The organism is Nitrosomonas sp. (assembly GCF_019635155.1).
Classification (GTDB): domain Bacteria; phylum Pseudomonadota; class Gammaproteobacteria; order Burkholderiales; family Nitrosomonadaceae; genus Nitrosomonas.
The window spans coordinates 174,538-192,701 of sequence record NZ_JAHBZY010000001.1; the positions used below are offsets into that span (position 1 = coordinate 174,538).

Here is an 18,164-nt window from a genome sequence, read left to right on the forward strand (position 1 = left end):
TCGAAGGCCACCTCCATGAACGATACTGGCAATTGTAATAAATCCAGGTTTAAACCGCCTGTTGCATGGCTGCTGGGACGGGAACTGCTGGCCGGGCTAAAATTGATTGTGGCTTATACCTTCATGGGGGATAAGCAAGATCCCAAAGATTGGATGAAAGCGGAAGTCATTCAAGCGCCGAATAAAGACTTCGCCAAGGATGCTTACTGGTTCGATTTCATCGCCGATACCGGCGATGGCATGCATGCTGTCTACAATATCGGTTATTTGTGCATGAGCGATCTTTGGGTCGCTGATAGCATCGGCCAGCGTCCGGGAGACACCGTTGTCCTATCCGGGGATGCTGCCCATGCGCAACGGCTGCCGCGCGGGGAATTTCTGTTTGTCGGTGGCGATACCGCTTATCATGTCGCCGATACCGCGTCATTGATGGAGCGCTTTCAAACCCCATTCAATTGCGCTTACGACGATCTGGTCAAGAACGGTAAAACCATCGACCGGCGGCCGGTTTACGGCATTCCCGCCAATCACGATTATTACGATGCGCTGGATGGTTTTAACCGCCAATTCCGCGAGCCGATTTCATCGGATACGGGAACTGATAACGATGAAAAAGACCCGCAGCTCGGCCTGAAAGGCTTCATCCGCACCCAAGAAGCGAGCTATGTCGATATGCAATTGCCGTTCGGCTGGCGATTATGGGGGTTGGATTCGCAAAATGGCAAGATGGATAAACGCCAGCAAGCGTTTTTCGTATCCAGCTTCTGTAACAGGCTGGTCGATACTGGCGAACTGTTCGATAGCAACCGTCAGGATGCTGTGCAAAGAGAATTGCAGCAACACGTTCCGTCAAAATTGATCGTCGTAACGCCCGAACCGAGCACGGTTTTCGGCAGATGGGCAAAACCGGATGCCGCATTGGTGGATACCTTTCAGCGTCTCGGGCTGCAGCCAAGTTTCGTCGAAAATCATGCGGGGAAATTGGACGACAGTAAATGCCGTTTGGATATTGCCGGAGATACGCATCATTACGAACGTTACTGGGGCAGCGGGCAAGGCGATGCCATGCCGGCCAATTATGCGTCGGTGGTTGCCGGTGGCGGCGGCGCGTTTCTGCATCCGAGCCATACCGATATGGCGGAAGTGCCAAGGCGCGCGCATTACCCGCACCGTAGAAATTCGCACCAGTTATTTACGCGGGCTTTGCTCAATCCGCTGACTATCTGGACCGGCGGCTATATCTGGTTGATTGGCGGCCTGGTCGCATTCCTGAGTTATTTTGCGGTAACGATTCCGCAAAGCACGGTATCGCTTTTCCAGCAAATTTTTAGCGGCTTTCATCCGGTGCTCGCAAATAAGGACGGCATACTGTCAAGAATTCAGTCGGCATTGCAGATCGATCCTGACATAGCGAACGTTAGCTTTTTCACCGGCAGTTATGTTTTCAATCTGATGGTCCTCGTGCTATTCGCCGGGGTACTGCTGGCTCTATGGAGAGCCACAAAACCGGAGAAACAGCCCGGAGAAAATAAGCAATCCGGCAAATTGCAGCAGTTCGTCACTCGAATAATGACACCCGTAGTGTCGCTGGAAGACAATCTTAAGGCCGACGCCGATGCATGGCGGAAAAGCGTTATGCTCTTCATGACGCCCGTGCTGGCTGGTGCCGGAGTGCTGATGCTGCTTATCGTCATGAACCACGAACAACCGCCGCATCCGTTGATGGCCGGTCTATTGATGCTGATGTCGGGCGTGGTTGCGGCATTACTGCTTTATTTAAGCCGCCGCTACCGGGATCTATTGGATCAACGCAGCAAAACGCACCGCGACACATCCATTTTTCCCGCTGAATTTTATCAGAAACTCGGAATCGGTCCGGGAATGGTTTTGGAAGCGGTTCCTTTCTGGGGATACGGTGCGTTAGCCGCCGCTTATCTGATTTTCGGCATGCTGCGTTACGGGACTTATTCGACGTCTATCATGACTTTCAATTTATTGATTGTCGTCGTCTGGCTTGTCATGACGATCGGTTTGGTCGCGATTGCCTATTTCTGGGGCGGGCAATTGTTCAGGAACGCAACCGGCAAAATCCGGCTGGCGCTGATCGCTGCCTGGTGCGCGGCATTGTTGCTGGCAGTACCGGTTAGTCTGGCGCTTTATGCCGACTGGGTGAGTTTGTTTGTCATCGCTGCCGCCACCGCTGCGGTGACCTTATTGGTCGGGCGGATTTTTACGCTGGACAGTCTGGTAAAAAAAGAATTTCCTTTGAGTGATCAAACCAGGCTGGGGTATTTTCTGCTGGCAGCGTGGTTTGCGGTTGGAATTTTCACATTGATTGCCGCAACCCAAGGCCAGTTAATCCCGGTCGACGGCTGGCGGCTGCTGGCCGCATTTCTGGCGGGTGCGGTTTTTAGTTGCATTTGGCTGGGCTGGTATTTTGCCACCGCTTTAGCATTTAACGGCCACAATAACGAAGCGGGTGGCGGCAGCCGCTCCGAATGTTACCGGCACATGATCCGTTTCAAATTGACCGGGGACAGTTTGACCGGTTACGTCATCGGCATTGATAAGCCGGTAGAAGATTTTACCCAAGCGACATCGCCGGTATTCCGTCTGGTCGATGTTTTTACCATCCATAGCCGCAGCAATCCGCGCAACGATGCGGGAATGACGGATTGAAAAGCCGGTTTGCAGCACTTTCTCATTTCTCAATACCTTCTAAAATTTCATGACTGATCACTTTGAAGCCGTTATCGAGTCGCTCAAGCTCGATGGCAAAGGAATAGCGCAGCACGCCGGCAAACCGGTTGTCATCGAAGGCGCGTTGCCGGGCGAACGGGTGCGGTATGAAGTGATGAAATCGAAACCGCGCAATCATATCGGGCAATTGCTCGAATGCGTGCACGCCAGTCCACACCGGGTAACGCCGCGTTGTCAGCATTTCGGGTATTTCCGGAGCGCATGCGGCGGTTGCTCGCTGCAACATCTGGATGTGGCGGCGCAGTTGCAACTCAAGCAGCAAGTGCTGGAAGATGCGCTGTGGCACACCGCCAAAATTCGCCCGGAAACGCTGCTGCCGCCGCTCGATGGTCCGGCGTGGGGCTATCGCCATCGTGCGCGGCTGTCGGTGCGCTTCGTGCGGCGCAAAGGTATTCAAATGGTTGGATTTCACGAGCGCATCCGCGGCTTCGTGGTCGACATGCAATCGTGCGCAGTGCTGCCGGAGCGGATTTCCAATCTGCTGGGGCCGCTGCGCGAACTGATCGCTAATTTGGCGATTCGCGACCGTTTGCCACAGATCGAAGTCGCAGTGGGCGCGCATGCCACCGTGCTGGTCGTGCGCGTGCTCGAACCACCCGATGACGATGATCGCGCAGCGTTGCTGGCGTTTGGCCGCATGCACGGCGTGTCGATGTGGCTGCAGCCCGGCGGATCACAATCCGTCGCGCCGATGTTGGATGAAGAAGCCAATGTGCTGACGCTGGAATTGCCAGAATTCGGCATCACCCTGCCCTTCATGCCGACCGACTTCACGCAAGTCAATCACCAATTGAACATGCTATTGGTCAGCCGCGCGATTGAATTATTGGCGCCGCAACCGGACGAGGTCGTCGCCGATTTCTTTTGCGGTTTGGGTAATTTCACCCTGCCGCTTGCTACCCGCGCGCAACAGGTAATCGGTCTGGAAGGCGCGGCCACATTGGTCGCCCGTGCCGAACAAGCCGCGCGGCAAAACGGCCTGGCGGCAAAAACCACCTTCATCGCACGCGATCTGTTCAAATGGACGCTGGATGATTGGAATCAACTGCTGCAAACCCACGGACGTATCGACCGCGTACTGATCGATCCGCCACGCGCCGGCGCCTTGGCCGTCGCCGAAACATTGGCGGCAACACCTGCCAAGCCGCGGCGCATCGTCTACGTGTCGTGCAACCCGGAAACGCTGGCGCGCGATACCGCCATCCTGGCGCAAAAAGGCGGCTGGCAACTGCGCGCCGCCGGCGTCGTCAACATGTTCCCGCACACCGCGCATATTGAATCGCTGGCGGTGTTTGAATCGGCGGGATTGGAAAGCCTTGATTCATAATCGTAAGCGATTTTCAGTACTTAGATGACGGGCTACGATACTCGCTGTTTGCGGGATCAATAGTTTGTCAGCTTAAACAGCCTGTTTCTTCTGAATGCCATTAATCCGAGTCCCGCCAACAACATCGCGTAATTTTGTGGTTCGGGAACCGGTGAGACAGGCGTAAGCATAAACGACCCTTTTCTATCGTGAAATCTTCCGATAATTTGTCCTTTGTCGTTGATTGCATCTGCACTAAGTTCAGAAACTCCTCCAACAGTGGAGAAAATAGGTAATAGTCCGAGATTTATGAAAGATCCATCACCGCTATATAACCATGCAGAGATTGCTGGTCCATAGAAATTAAGTATTACTTGCCCGGAATTATTGATTTCGATAGCACGAGAACTGCCTAGATAATCCATGTCTTCACCATTCGGCCCAGTGATGAAGCTTTCCTCGTAGCCAGAATAACTTAGCACTCCAACAACTTGCCCATGATCGTTAATAGAAGTAGCTATGCTACCTCTTGCATCCAGAGCGCCTAAATCTGTCATGCCATTCCCATTGGAGCCGGTCATGAATGCATGAAAAGATCCATCAGCGGTTTCTGACAATCCCACCACTTGCCCCGATTCATTGATCGCGGATGCATAACTGTACTTTCCGCCAAGAGTCCCTAGATCAATCATTCCAACACCGTTCGAACCGGTCATGAATGCATGGAAATCACCTTCAGGTGTGCTTGATGTACCGACGACTTGCCCAGAATTATTGATGTCAAATGCAGTAGAGTCTTTTCCCCCAAGCGTTCCAATAGAACGCAAGTTTTCACCATTTGCATCGGTAATAAATGCGCCGGTACCACCACCGATACCGGTGATTTGTCCTGAATCATTAATGGCGCTAACCCACCCACCACTCAAATCAAAAGTCTTGATGATCCCTTCACCATCTGTACCGGTAATAAAATGCTGGTTCGTTCCGGTATATCTGCCAACTATTTGCCCAGAATTATTAATATCCACCAGATCAACGCCATCAAATATTTTGATGGCCCATTCTGTTTCTGCATTGGCAGACATTGCGATCGATGCCGATAAAATTCCGGCAATCAGTATTGAGTAATGGTTTTTGATCATTTTTTATCCTTTTCGATTGAGTCTACATTGAATTCTTACTCCAACACTCAAAGTTGTTGTGAAATCATTTGCTTCGTCTTGAGGCAGCGGTAAAACTGGTACGAGCTTTTGGAAAGCTACCCACATTATAGACGCTATTATCGCTAAAAAAGATATATTCATGGGTAATTTGTATTCCCTGGATACAGGGATAGTCTTGTGGGCGTATCACGCGCAGCGTCATGCACCAGGGTTTTTGTTCTTTTCCTGAGCGATAACCCGGCTGGTTTCGTTGATCCACATTGGCATGTTCGGTCGGGTTTTATTCTTCGATACGTTCGGCGGGCAAGATCAGATGCTCCGGCTTGGGGTGGCTGCGATACGGTTTGGCGGCGGATAGGAACAGGTATTTTTCGTGCGTTTGAAGAAGTACGAAGTGAAAGAGCGCAGTATTCACCGCGACAAAATCATTGCTATCGATTTTCGCTTTCGCGTATCATTACGCCCTTAAAGCCCTGGCGGCTGTTCAGGATCCAAGCTCATGTTTCTTGATTGTTTTCTCGAGTTCCGATGGTTTCTTTGCGAGTGTTGATAGGATGAAAGACACGTACATCAGATTATGGGGACTGACGGTGTTGTGCGTTTTGCTGATGCAACCGGCGGTGGCGCAGCAGACGCGCAAGTTTCCGGAAGACAGCAAGCTCGGCGAGCTGACGGCGGTGTCGTTTCCGCAGTTCACCATCGACGGGATGCAGTTCATCATGGGGCCGGGCGGACAGATTCGCGGGGTGGATAATCTGATTATTATGCCGTCGATGGCGAACTATTCCGGGTTGATCCGCTACCAGCTCGACATGACCGGTCATTTGCGGCGGGTGTGGTTTTTGACGCCGGACGAGGTCAAGGATGCGGAAAGCCAAGGGCAGCGGTTGCCGTCGCCGCAGCGGCGGTTTTTATTTTTTTAAGTGGATGTCAGTGGATTCGTGAGTAACAAGCTTTATATCAAAACTTTCGGCTGCCAGATGAACGAGTACGACTCGGAGAAGATGGCCGATGTGCTGCATGCCGCGTACGGCATGGAGGCAACCGACGATCCGGCGCAAGCCGATATTATTTTGTTCAATACCTGTTCGGTGCGCGAGAAAGCGCAGGAAAAAGTGTTTCACGATTTGGGCCGGGTGCGTCATTTGAAAGAGCGTAATCCCGATTTATTGATCGGTGTCGGCGGTTGCGTTGCCAGCCAGGAAGGCAAAGCGATTGTGAGCCGTGCACCGTTCGTCGACGTGGTGTTCGGGCCGCAAACCTTACATCGCCTGCCGCAATTGATCGAAACCCGCCGTAGTACCGGCCGTTCGCAAGTCGATATCACGTTTCCGGAAATCGAGAAATTCGATCATTTGCCGCCCGCCCGCACCGAAGGCGTCACCGCGTTCGTGTCGATCATGGAAGGTTGCAGCAAGTATTGCAGTTATTGCGTGGTGCCGTACACGCGCGGCGAGGAAGTATCGCGCCCGCTCGGTGATGTGCTGACTGAGATTGCCGTGCTCGCCGATCAAGGCGTGAAGGAAATCAATTTGCTCGGGCAAAACGTCAATGCTTACCTGGGCGTGATGGACGACGGCGAAATCGCCGATTTTTCGTTATTGCTGGAGTGTTTGCACGACATTCCCGGCATCGAGCGCATCCGTTATACCACGTCGCATCCGAAAGAATTCACCACGCGCTTGATTCAGTCGTATGCGCAATTGCCGAAACTGGTCAGTCACTTGCACTTGCCGGTGCAATCCGGTTCCGACCGGATTCTGGCGGCGATGAAACGCGGTTACAGCGTGCTTGAATACAAGTCGATCATCCGCAAACTGCGCGCGATTCGCCCCCATCTTTCACTGTCGTCGGATTTTATCGTCGGCTTTCCCGGCGAAACCGAAGCCGATTTCGAAGCGACCATGGCACTGATCGAGGAAATGAATTTCGACGAATCGTTCAGTTTTATCTACAGCCAGCGCCCCGGCACGCCGGCGGCGGATCTGCCCGACGACACGCCGCAGGAAGTGAAGCTGGAACGGTTGCAGCGGCTGCAAGCGCAAATTCAGCAGCAAGCACGCAAAATCAGCCAGCAAATGGTGGGAACGGTGCAGCGCGTGTTGCTCGACGGGCCATCGAAGAAAAATCCCGAAGAGCTGGCCGGACGCACCGACAACAACCGCGTTGTCAATTTATCCGGTGATCTGCGGTTGATCGGCAGTTTCATCGACGTGCGTATTACCGAAGCTCGTGCGCATTCATTGCGCGGTGAAATGGTCAATGGGTAGCTTTTACAGCGGGATTCGAGAAGTCTTTTGGATGAAAAGGCCTGTTTTAAGCAGGGTTTTTTTGCTTGCAAAGTATTGCAACCGCTGAGAGAATCGCATTATTGTAATAACAGCGCTTGATTTTGAAACCAACACCCCTCGAAATTTCTTTCACACCCGCCGACAATCAACGCCTCGCTAATTTGTGCGGCGCATTGGATGAGAACCTGAAACAGGTCGAAACTGCGTTGGATGTTACCATTTCACGGCGCGGCGAACATTTCAGTGTGTCGGGCAATACCGGCCAAACCAAACTGGCGGCGCAAGTGCTGCGTAATTTTTATAATCAATCGCAGCATCATCTGAGTTTGGAACAGATTCAGCTCGGTTTGATCGAGGCGCTGAATCCGCAAGCACCTGAAGAAAATGGCAGTCCAGCCGATGGTTTTACGGTGAAACCGCCGGCGTCACCGTCACTGCTAACCCGCCGCAGCAATTTATATGGCCGTACCCCGCGCCAGACACAGTACTTGCAGCAAATTCAGGAGCACGACATTACCTTTGCGATTGGTCCCGCCGGTACCGGCAAGACTTATCTCGCGGTTGCCAGCGCCGTCGACGCGCTGGAGCGCGATTTGGTATCGCGCTTGATTCTGGTGCGTCCGGCGGTGGAAGCGGGTGAACGGCTGGGTTTCCTGCCCGGCGACATGACGCAAAAAGTCGATCCGTATCTACGGCCTTTGTACGACGCGCTGTACGATCTGATGGGATTTGATAAAACCAGCAAGCAATTCGAACGCAATACCATTGAAATCGCGCCATTGGCGTTTATGCGCGGACGTACGTTGAATCAGTCGTTTATCATTTTGGACGAAGCGCAAAATACCACGCCGGAGCAAATGAAAATGTTTCTGACGCGTATTGGGCTGGGCTCGAAAGCGGTGATTACCGGCGATGTGACGCAGATCGATTTGCCCAAGCATCAGAAAAGCGGGTTAGTGGAAGCGCAGCAAGTGCTTAAAAATATCCGCGGGATCGCGTTTACGCATTTTCTCACCGATGATGTCGTGCGACATCCGCTGGTGCAGCGGATTGTCAGCGCCTATGAGAAGCACGACAAACAGCACCGGAATGCTGATTGACGTTGCGTTCGAATCGATCGTTCAAGTTGATGGTGCAATATGCGACAGAATCCGGCGAAGTGCCGGCGCGGCCGCAGTTTCGCCGCTGGGTTAAAGCCGCGTTGCAGCGCGATGCCGAGGTTGTGTTACGGCTGGTGGATGAGCAGGAAGGTCATGAACTGAACCGGCAATTCCGCGGCAAGGACTACGCCACCAATGTGTTAACCTTCGTGTATGACGATACACACCCTTTGGCTGGCGATATCGTGTTGTGCGTTCCGGTGGTGCGGCAAGAAGCGCAGCAACAGCACAAAGACTTGATCGCGCATTTTGCACATTTGACGGTGCACGGCATTCTGCACTTGCAAGGCTACGACCATTTGGAAGATGCCGAGGCGATTGAAATGGAGCGATTGGAAACGGCGATACTGACTCGGCTTGGATATGGTGATCCCTATGCGGAACATCATTAATCATTGAAATATTATGTGTAAATTATTATTTTTTAACCTCGACAACTATGGACGAACCTCCACCTAAAAGCGGCTGGTTTGAAAGGCTTGGCGCACTGCTGATCCGCAAACCGGAAGACCGCGAACAACTGATTACCCTGCTACACTCCGCCTTTGAACGCAATTTACTCGATTCCGATGCGCTCAGCATGATCGAAGGCGTCATGCAAGTTTCCGAAATGCAGGCCCGCGATATCATGGTGCCACGCTCGCAGATGGATATTGTTAACATCAGCAAGAAACCCGAGAATTTCATTCCTTTCGTCATCGAAGCCGCGCATTCGCGTTTTCCGGTGATCGAAGGCGACGAAGACGAAATTATCGGTATTCTGCTGGCAAAAGACCTGCTGCGCTATTACGCCGCTCCCGAAGAATTCAATATCCGCGACATGCTGCGCCCGGCGGTTTTTATTCCGGAATCGAAGCGCTTGAATATCTTGCTGAAAGAATTCCGCAGTAATCGCAATCATATGGCGATCGTCGTCAATGAGTACGGCGGTGTGGCCGGTTTGGTTACGATTGAGGATGTGCTCGAGCAAATCGTCGGAGAAATCGAGGATGAATACGATTTCGACGAAGAGGAAGATAACATCGTCATGGAGGCGGACGGGCGTTACCGTGTCAAAGCGATTACCGAGATCGAAAACTTCAATGACGTGTTGGGCGCGAATTTCAGTGACGAGGATTACGATACCATCGGCGGTTTGGTTTTGAATAAGTTTGGCCGTGTACCGAACCGCAATGAATCGGTGGTGATCGAGCCGTTCAAGTTCACGGTACAGCGCGTTGATAGCCGCCGGCTGCACGTTCTGAAAGTGGAAAAACTTGCGGAGGCTGCCGAACTCCCGGCAGAATAACGGGGTTTCCCAATAATTTCTATGCACCCGCCGGTGTACCGACATGTCCAAAATCATTACGCGCCGGTATGATCCGCAATCATTCCAGACACTCTGCGGCAACGGGTTACCACCGATTCTGGCGCGTATCTATGCGGCGCGCGGCATCGATAATCCCGATCAACTCGAAACCGAGCTGACGCAACTGATTCCCTTCGGGGAATTGAAGAATGCCGTTGCAACAGCCGGATTTCTGGCCGATGCCATCGCCGCCGGGAGGCGCTTGCTGATAATCGCCGATTACGATTCCGATGGCGCCACCGCGTGTGCGGTCGGTATCCGTATTTTGCGCAAGTTTGGTGCGATCGTCGATTACCTGGTACCGAACCGGTTTGAGTTCGGTTATGGCTTGACCCCGGAAATCGTGCAGTTGGCGCATAAGACCAAGCAACCGGATATTCTGATCACCGTCGATAACGGTATTGCCAGCGTCGCCGGCGTTGACGAAGCTTACCGTTTGGGCATGCAAGTGGTGATTACCGATCACCATTTACCCGGCGATGAGTTGCCGGCTGCGGCTGCTATCGTTAACCCCAATCAACCGGATTGTTCTTTTCCAAGCAAAAATATCGCCGGTGTGGGCGTCATCTTTTATTTGATGTTGGCGCTACGCGCGGAATTGCGCCGCCGTGATGCGTTTTCAGCGGCTTTGCCGGAACCGAATTTGGCCGGTTTTCTCGATTTGGTTGCGCTGGGTACCGTTGCCGATGTCGTCAGGCTCGATAGCAACAACCGGATTCTGGTGCAGCAAGGTTTGCAGCGCATCCGCAAAGGCCGCGCATGCGCCGGAATCAATGCCTTGATCGAAGTATCGCGGCGCGATTTCCGGCAGTTGTCGACGTATGAATTGGGTTTTATGCTCGGACCGCGCTTAAACGCCGCCGGACGGCTCGACGATATGTCGCTTGGCATCGAATGCTTGATTACCGATGATGAAGCATATGCCGCGAACATTGCCAAGCAATTGGACGATTTGAACCGGCAACGCCGGGAAATCGAATCGACCATGCAGGAAAGCGCATTGCTCAAGCTCGATGCGCTGCTTACCAACCGCCGCACGGAATTTCAAGCCGCTTACAGCATTTGTCTGTTCGATTCCGATTGGCATCAAGGCGTGATCGGTATTCTGGCGTCGCGTATCAAGGATAAATATCATCGCCCGGTGATCATTTTCGCACCGGGCGCCGAGGGCGAAATGAAGGGTTCCGGGCGATCGATCAATGGTTTTCACCTGCGCGACGCGTTGGATCTGGTATCGAAACAGCATCCCGGGTTGCTTCTTAAATTCGGCGGCCATGCGGCCGCTGCCGGGCTGACCATACGGAGCAGCGATTTCGAGGCATTTCACGAAGCGTTTGAGCAAGCCGCGCAAATGCTGCTGACACCTGCTGATTTGATACGCGTGATTGAAACCGATGGCGACCTGGCGCTCACCGACATCAATCTGGAATTGGCGCAATCGCTCGAGCGCCAGGTATGGGGGCAAGGGTTTCCGCAGCCGTCGTTTAATGCGCGATTCTACGTTGAAAGTCAGCGTATCGTCGGCGAAAAACATTTGAAGCTGAAATTACGAAAACTCACATCCGGCATTCAAGACCAACTGACGCAAAAACCGCAAAAGTCGGAGGAATCGTTCGATGGAATTCTATTTTTTCATCACGATCCGCTTCCGGATGTGATCGATGCGGTTTATCGCCTGCAGATCAATGAATATAATGGCAAGACATCCTTGCAATTTCTGCTGGAGCATTGGTTTCACGCAGATCAATCGGTCATTGACGATGCACACTGAATTTACATTAAATGGTGAACTGGCGGTGTTGCCGCATTTCGTAACCAGCCTTGCGATCGGTTTGCTAATCGGGCTGGAGCGCGAGCGTAGCCCGGGGTCACGGGCGGGTCTCAGAACATTCGCATTGGTTGCGTTGTTTGGCACGCTGGCGGCGATGTTGTCGGAAAAAGTTATGCCGTGGATGCTGTTGGGTGGCTTACTGATTGTCGGCCTGATGATGATTGCAACGTATTACCGGATCAAGGATGACAGTTCCGATCCTGGTACGACCACCATCGCCGCGGCGCTGGTTTGCTATGGACTGGGTGCGTCGGTGTGGTATGGGGCCGATACATTGGCGATCATGCTGGCTATTATCACCACGGTGTTGTTGTATTTTAAAGCGGAATTACACGGCATCACCGAGAAATTGAGCCGGCGCGATTTGATATCCATACTGCAATTCGCGGTGCTGACCTTTATTATTTTGCCGGTGTTGCCGGATAAAAATTTCGGCCCCTATGGAGCGATTAATCCGTATCAAATTTGGTTGATGGTGGTACTAATTTCAGGGGTCAGTTTGGCCGGTTATGTGGCATTGCAACTGATCGGGCAACGCCATGGTGCGATACTGGGATTATTCGGCGGTTTGGTTTCCAGTACCGCCACGACATTGGTTTACGCACGCCGTAGCATGGAGAATCAGGAATTCACGCAACTCGCCGTCGTGGTGATTCTGATCGCCAACTTGACGGTATTGATCCGTTTAACCATTCTCAGCGCGGTGGTATCGCCAGCGATATTGCCGCAATTGCTGCCGGTGCTGGGTAGCGGTTTCCTGCTTGGCGCGGGCATCACCGGCTACTGGTGGTATCGCTTGAATCTGCAGCATGAAGTACCCGTGCCGGAGATCAAGAATCCGACCGAAATTCGTGCAGCCGCTGCTTTCGGCTTAATTTATGGCGTCGTTTTATTTTGTTCTTCGTGGCTTTCGGATATCGCCGGTAGTAGCGGTCTGTATGCCGTCGCATTGGTCTCAGGGTTGACCGATGTCGATGCGATCACGCTATCCAGCTTGCATTTATATAAACTGGAGAAATTGGAGACGGTACAAGTGATCGTTGCGATTTCGCTGGCGTTTCTGTCCAACATCGGTTTTAAGCTTGGTTTGATTTTTTTCTTAGGCAATCGAATATTGGCGAAACAGTGTGTCGCAGGCATGCTGGCAACCGCTGCCGGTGTTGGCTTGGCGCTGTTACTGCTGATTTGACCGTTAACGTCTGGATTTCATCGGAACGCGTTCGGCTGCCGCCATGTTGGCGAACGACTCAACCGTTTGAGATTTTTTTGCGGTGCGGGTATCCATCTGATTTCTTGAGCGTTCTGCGGCGGCGATTTCGGCGCGAATTCTGGCAGTGGCGGCGGCAGTTGCTTCCTTATCCGCTTGCGAGCGTGCAAAAAGCGCTTCTTTCGCCATCGATTCGACGGCTTCTCGTGCTGCGGCAACTTCCAATGCGGCGGATTCCAGGGTAATGCGCTCTTGCATGGCAGCCAAGGCGGCTGATTCTTTCCGGGCTTTTTCCAGTGCAATGCGGGTGGCGTTTTTTTCCGCTTCCAATTGTGCTCTGGCTTTATTGGTCGCGATAATTTTGGCTTGCGCCCGGGTAATCGCCATTCCGGTAATTTTTTGTTCGATTTCCAGGCGCTCGGCAACCGCCTGTTTGGCGTCGGTCATGGCTTTGGCGCGCAGTTCGGCATCTTCTTGCAAACGTTGCTCCAAATCCGCTTTTGCTTGCACTTCTTGCGCCATTAGCATATCCGCTTGAGCTTTTGATTCCGCAGCGGTTTTTAATCGCATTTCCGCGGTTGCTCTCTGTTGCGCTGCAATTTTTGCGGCTTTTTCGGCTTCTTTATGTTGTTCCGCTTCTTTGCGCGCCTCTTCATCCGCTTTGGCGCGTTTCTGAGATTCTTTGATCGCAGCGGATTCGGCTTTATTTTTTTCCGCAACTGCCTGATTAGCGGTTTTCTCAGCGTGCAAAGCCGCTTCCGCAATTGCCAGCGCTTCCGCTGCGAGCTGCATCCGGCGCTCGGTTTCTTCAAGCAATTTGCTTTCCGCCTGCTGTTTTGCATTGATGGCATCCGTTGCGGCGCGCTCATTAGCGGCTATGGCCTCAGCCATTTTCGTTGCGGCTTTATCGGCATCCGTCCGCTCCTGCGCGGCAATGATCGCCTGTTGATCCGATTCGGTGCGGATTCGTGCCTGTTCCGCCGCGGCTGCCTCCACTTCGATTTTTTCCAAAGCTGCCCGGGTGGCTGCCGCTTCGGCTTCGAATCGTGCTTCTTCCTGTTCTTTGGCTTTACGTTCGGCTTCCAAACGTTGGGCTATTTGCGCTTGCCGTTGTGTTTCCAGTGTTGTGCGAATTTGAATGGTTTCCAGTGCTTGCTGTTCCAATTCTTTACAGCCTTGCGCCAGCGCCAGTTGTTTTTGCGATTCCTGAAGCTTTGCTGCGGCTAATGCGGCAGCGCTGGTTTCAGCCTCGATTGCTGCGGATGCCGCAAGGTGCGCTTCTTCAGCTGTTCTGGCGCGGATTTTGGCGGCTTCGGCGGCTTCGCTTTCTTTTAATGCCGCCGCATGCGCCAGATCCAATGCAACTGCATCTTGTTCGACACGCCGCTGTGTTTTTTCGACGATCGAAGCTTCCGCTTTGATCTTGGCTTCGAGTAATGCGCTTAATGCTTTTTCAGCTTTAACCTTTTCATCCGCCAGCAATTTGGCTTTTAATTCCAATTCACGACGGACATTGGCTTCCCGGGCCGCCAATGCTTCAGCTTTTGCCCTGGCTCTGGCTTGATTGGTTGCAAGCGTTTCGGCCTGATTTTTGGTTTCCGCCGCGATTCTGGCATTGGCCTCCGCGCGAGCTCTGGCTTCAGCGGCTACTCGCGCGATATTTTCCGCTTCGATACGCTTATGCGCTTCTTTGATTGCATGATCTTCCGCATGGATACGGTCGCGATTGGCATTGTCGAGGAGCTGCTTGATTTCGTCAGCCGTAGCGAATTGTTGACGGCTATCCGGCGAAGCGTCCGATGGTATATCGTCCTCGGATGGAGCGGTGTCTTCGCCAAAATGAATTTCTTGCGAAGCGGAAAGTTTGCGCAGCGAGCTGAATAACCGTGACTTAAATGTCATATGCCATTACCAAAACGTAAGATCGTATATGTGTTGCTGGTGTCAGCAACTTTTACTAAACAGATAATTACTCTAACAGCATTTGAGCGATGAGCTTGCGATGAAAAAACAGGGGAAAAGTGTCTGTTTCTCTTTAGGGAAATGCTCATGAATTTACTGCACGGATGGATCGGTGTTTTTTAGCAAGATATGCGTTTGTCCGATACGCAATAACGGTTTGCGAAAGAGCAAGAATTTCTACGGCATATGGATTTCAGTAACATTGGTGATGTTCATCATGAGATTTAAACCCTCATGTACCAGCTGTTCCAGTACGGGAGTATAAAAAGGCATGCTGATGGCTAGAACCAAAATCCCGATTGATAATGTTAATGGAAAACCGACGGCGAAAATATTCAATTGCGGTGCAACCCTGGTGAGAATTCCTAATGCCAGGTTTGTGATCAATAGCGCGGTTAATACCGGGAGTGACAATTGCAAGCCGGATCTGAAAATTTCGCTGCCCCAATTGGCCAGTGTCGAAAATGTTGCATTGGTTGTTGCTTCGGATCCGACAGGTAAGGTGCTAAAGCTTTGTGAAATGAGCGCAATCATCATCAAATGGCCGTCAATTGCTAAAAATGCGAGACTGGCTATCACCCCGAGAAAACGGCCGATGATATCGATTTGACCGGAACTTTGCGGATCAAAGAAAACCGCAAAACCCAAACCCATTTGTAAGCCGATCAACTCACCGGCCATTTCGACTGCGACAAAAACGATACGCATGACAAATCCAATGGCGATGCCGATCAACACTTGTTGCAACAGGATAATAAGGCCGACGCCGGAAGCGGGGTCAATTTGCGGTAATGATTGTTCCACCATCGGCATGACCAGAATCGTGATCACGATCGCCAACCCCAGTTTTACACGAACCGGGATGCTGGGGTTTCCAAGAATAGGCGCGGTGGCCACCAATGCGAGAATACGGCTGAGCGGCCATAAAAAGGAGGCGAGCAATACATTCAGTTCCGCTGTTGAGATATTGATCATGATGCGGAATCACTTGCCTGATCGGTATGGTCACGCATGAATTCGTTCAGCGATACCGGCGTTACGATATCAGCCGACTGCCAGCCAGGGGATGCTGGTGAACAATCGGTGCATATAATCCGTCATGATCGTGATCATCCAGGGTCCGGCCAGTACTATTACCAGAAACATGACCAATAACTTGGGAATGAAGGATAAGGTCATTTCATTGATTTGCGTTGCCGCTTGAAAAATACTGACCAATAGGCCGGTTGCCAGCGCCGAAAGCAATAGCGGAGCGGCAATCATGAATGTAATTTCAAGCGCTTGCCGGCCAATTGTCATTGCACCTTCTGGAGTCATGAAAGATTTCCTCTTAAGTGAAAAAGCTTTGCGTTAATGAACCGATGATCAGGTGCCAGCCATCCACCAAGACAAAAAGCATGAGTTTGAATGGCAATGAAATAATCATAGGTGAGAGCATCATCATACCCATTGCCATTAATACGCTGGATACCACCAGATCGATGATTAGAAATGGAATAAATATGACAAAACCGATTTGGAATGCGGTTTTTAACTCGCTGGTGATATAGGCCGGCACCAATAGTTTCAGCGGAACATTGTCACGGCTTTCGATTTCCTCATTGCCGGAGATTTGCACAAAAAGCGCTAGGTCCGTTTCCCGGGTTTGATGCAGCATAAATGATTTAATCGGGATGCTGGCTTGTTCGGCTGCTTGCATGATGTTGATTTTATCTTCGGAGTACGGCAGATAGGCTTCGTGATACACCCGATCGATAACCGGCGACATAACAAAAAAAGTTAGAAACAATGCGATTCCGAGCAACACCTGATTCGGCGGAGAGGATTGTGTACCCAATGCGAGGCGAAGTAACGACAATACAATGATGATCCGGGTAAAACTTGACATCATCAGTACGATGGCTGGTAGAAATGTCAAAGTCGTTAGGAATAACAGCGTTTGCAAGCTCAACGTATAGGTTGCGCTGCCATCGGCATTCGGTGAACTGGTGAATGCCGGAAAACCGGATTTTTGCGCGAATACCGGAAAAGCCGCGCAACTGAGTGCGATCGCTATTATTTGCAACCACCGGCGCTTTTCCAAGATACAGCTATTCGAATACCGGAAAACCTCAATCCTGTATCGCAGAAGATTGATCGTGTGCAAAAAGCCGGTCTGCAGGGCGACAATAACTCGATTAAACATGTTCTTTGTGGATACTCTGATTAAGTTGATCGGCAAAAGCATTCGTCGAAGAATTCGTTGGTGCGGAGACGGAATTTTCTGAAGGCTTTTGCATAGTGTGCAGCTTGTTTACCCGCCCCGGCGCGACACCCAGTACCAGCCAAGTGCTGTCAATCTCGACTACGACCACTCGTTCTCTTTGACCGACACCGCTTGCTGCGACAATTTTGATGACTCCCGCAGCGGTTGCCGGTATCAGCGAGAAGCGTTTCAGCAACCAAGCGGCGCCGCCGATGATGACCAACACCAGTAATAATCCTCCCATCATTTGCAGCATGTTTTCCGTTGATATGACGGAGGGAGGTGGCACATAACTTGGTTTTCCGGTATCGGCGAATACCGGGAGGGAAATCATCAGCAGTAAAGCCGGGAATCGGTTTAGCATAGTTAAATTCTAGCGGTTGAGTTTACGAATACGTTCGCTGGGGGTAATAATGTCGGTTAATCGAATGCCGAATTTGTCATTCACCACAACGACTTCCCCCTGTGCGATCAAGCAGCCGTTTACCAGTACATCCATGGGTTCGCCGGCCATGCCGTCCAGCTCAACCACGGAGCCTTGTGCAAGTTGCAACAGATTCTTGATAGCAATCTTGGTACGGCCCAATTCCACCGTCATTTGTACGGGAATGTCGAGGATCAGGTCGATGTCGTGGCGCGTATTGTTTTCCGAACCCTCTTTTGAGAATTCCTGAAAAACGGATGTCGATGCTGATTGTGCATTCAATATAGAACCGGCGGAAGATTCCGAGGCCGATTGGTTTCTTGTTTCCGCTTCTTGCTCGGCCATCGCGGCTGCCCAGTCATCAACCGGAGCCTCTTCGTTTTGCGCATTTGCTTGCTCGGCCATCGCGGCTGCCCAATCATCGGTTTCCGCTTGATCGCTGGTGGTTGGTTCAGACATATTTGCTC

Annotated in this window: 17 protein-coding genes; 9 read left to right on the top strand and 8 right to left on the bottom strand. The window is 51.8% G+C overall.

What is annotated here, in order from left to right; translation table 11 throughout:
- The first annotated feature begins 15 nt into the window (after nt 1–15).
- The gene (locus tag KF839_RS00840; protein ID WP_292915915.1) at nt 16–2,679 is read left to right on the top strand and encodes a hypothetical protein; all 2,664 of its coding nucleotides are present in this window, start codon (nt 16–18) and stop codon (nt 2,677–2,679) included.
- 49 nt (nt 2,680–2,728) lie between these two features.
- Entirely contained in the window at nt 2,729–4,087 is a 1,359-nt protein-coding gene (gene rlmD / locus KF839_RS00845; RefSeq protein WP_292915916.1) for a 23S rRNA (uracil(1939)-C(5))-methyltransferase RlmD, read from the top strand.
- Between the two features lie 56 nt (nt 4,088–4,143).
- Here rlmD and KF839_RS00850 read toward each other — a convergent pair whose 3' ends face one another.
- Entirely contained in the window at nt 4,144–5,208 is a 1,065-nt protein-coding gene (locus KF839_RS00850) for a PEP-CTERM sorting domain-containing protein (protein WP_292915917.1), read from the bottom strand.
- Between the two features lie 301 nt (nt 5,209–5,509).
- Nucleotides 5,510–5,644, bottom strand: coding sequence for a hypothetical protein (locus KF839_RS00855; RefSeq protein ID WP_292915918.1), 135 nt, complete (start codon nt 5,642–5,644; stop codon nt 5,510–5,512).
- A gap of 139 nt (nt 5,645–5,783) precedes the next feature.
- Here KF839_RS00855 and KF839_RS00860 point away from each other — a divergent pair, with 139 nt between their 5' ends.
- From KF839_RS00860 to KF839_RS00890, 7 genes are all read left to right on the top strand, one after another.
- Entirely contained in the window at nt 5,784–6,152 is a 369-nt protein-coding gene (locus tag KF839_RS00860) for a hypothetical protein (protein ID WP_292915919.1), read from the top strand.
- An 18-nt stretch (nt 6,153–6,170) separates the two neighbouring features.
- A complete protein-coding gene (miaB, locus tag KF839_RS00865; RefSeq protein ID WP_292915920.1) occupies nt 6,171–7,499 on the top strand; it encodes a tRNA (N6-isopentenyl adenosine(37)-C2)-methylthiotransferase MiaB in 1,329 nt (442 codons plus the stop codon).
- A gap of 122 nt (nt 7,500–7,621) precedes the next feature.
- Nucleotides 7,622–8,620, top strand: a complete 999-nt coding sequence (locus KF839_RS00870; RefSeq protein WP_292915921.1) for a PhoH family protein — start codon at nt 7,622–7,624, stop codon at nt 8,618–8,620.
- A 29-nt stretch (nt 8,621–8,649) separates the two neighbouring features.
- A complete protein-coding gene (gene ybeY, locus KF839_RS00875) occupies nt 8,650–9,072 on the top strand; it encodes an rRNA maturation RNase YbeY (RefSeq protein WP_292916070.1) in 423 nt (140 codons plus the stop codon).
- A 47-nt stretch (nt 9,073–9,119) separates the two neighbouring features.
- Nucleotides 9,120–9,968 carry an HlyC/CorC family transporter gene (locus KF839_RS00880; RefSeq protein ID WP_292915922.1) on the top strand — a complete coding sequence of 283 codons (849 nt, stop codon included), beginning with the start codon at nt 9,120–9,122 and terminating at the stop codon, nt 9,966–9,968.
- A gap of 43 nt (nt 9,969–10,011) precedes the next feature.
- Nucleotides 10,012–11,799 (top strand): single-stranded-DNA-specific exonuclease RecJ, encoded by a 1,788-nt coding sequence (recJ, locus tag KF839_RS00885; RefSeq protein ID WP_292915923.1) that lies wholly within the window; start codon nt 10,012–10,014, stop codon nt 11,797–11,799.
- Nucleotides 11,789–13,048, top strand: coding sequence for an MgtC/SapB family protein (locus KF839_RS00890; protein WP_292915924.1), 1,260 nt, complete (start codon nt 11,789–11,791; stop codon nt 13,046–13,048). Before recJ ends, KF839_RS00890 begins: the two co-directional genes overlap by 11 nt.
- A gap of 3 nt (nt 13,049–13,051) precedes the next feature.
- Here the strand turns inward: KF839_RS00890 and KF839_RS00895 are convergent, their stop codons facing one another.
- The 6 genes from KF839_RS00895 to fliN form a co-directional block, all read right to left on the bottom strand.
- Nucleotides 13,052–14,968 carry a hypothetical protein gene (locus KF839_RS00895; protein ID WP_292915925.1) on the bottom strand — a complete coding sequence of 639 codons (1,917 nt, stop codon included), beginning with the start codon at nt 14,966–14,968 and terminating at the stop codon, nt 13,052–13,054.
- A 237-nt stretch (nt 14,969–15,205) separates the two neighbouring features.
- Nucleotides 15,206–16,003, bottom strand: coding sequence for a flagellar biosynthetic protein FliR (fliR, locus tag KF839_RS00900; protein ID WP_292915926.1), 798 nt, complete (start codon nt 16,001–16,003; stop codon nt 15,206–15,208).
- Between the two features lie 69 nt (nt 16,004–16,072).
- Entirely contained in the window at nt 16,073–16,345 is a 273-nt protein-coding gene (fliQ, locus tag KF839_RS00905; RefSeq protein WP_292915927.1) for a flagellar biosynthesis protein FliQ, read from the bottom strand.
- Nucleotides 16,346–16,358: 13 nt separating this feature from the next.
- Nucleotides 16,359–17,111, bottom strand: a complete 753-nt coding sequence (gene fliP, locus KF839_RS00910) for a flagellar type III secretion system pore protein FliP (RefSeq protein WP_292915928.1) — start codon at nt 17,109–17,111, stop codon at nt 16,359–16,361.
- A 94-nt stretch (nt 17,112–17,205) separates the two neighbouring features.
- Nucleotides 17,206–17,637 carry a flagellar biosynthetic protein FliO gene (gene fliO, locus KF839_RS00915; RefSeq protein ID WP_292915929.1) on the bottom strand — a complete coding sequence of 144 codons (432 nt, stop codon included), beginning with the start codon at nt 17,635–17,637 and terminating at the stop codon, nt 17,206–17,208.
- Nucleotides 17,638–17,646: 9 nt separating this feature from the next.
- On the bottom strand, nt 17,647–18,156 hold the full coding sequence (gene fliN / locus KF839_RS00920; RefSeq protein ID WP_292915930.1) for a flagellar motor switch protein FliN: 510 nt from the start codon (nt 18,154–18,156) through the stop codon (nt 17,647–17,649).
- Nucleotides 18,157–18,164 lie beyond the last annotated feature (8 nt).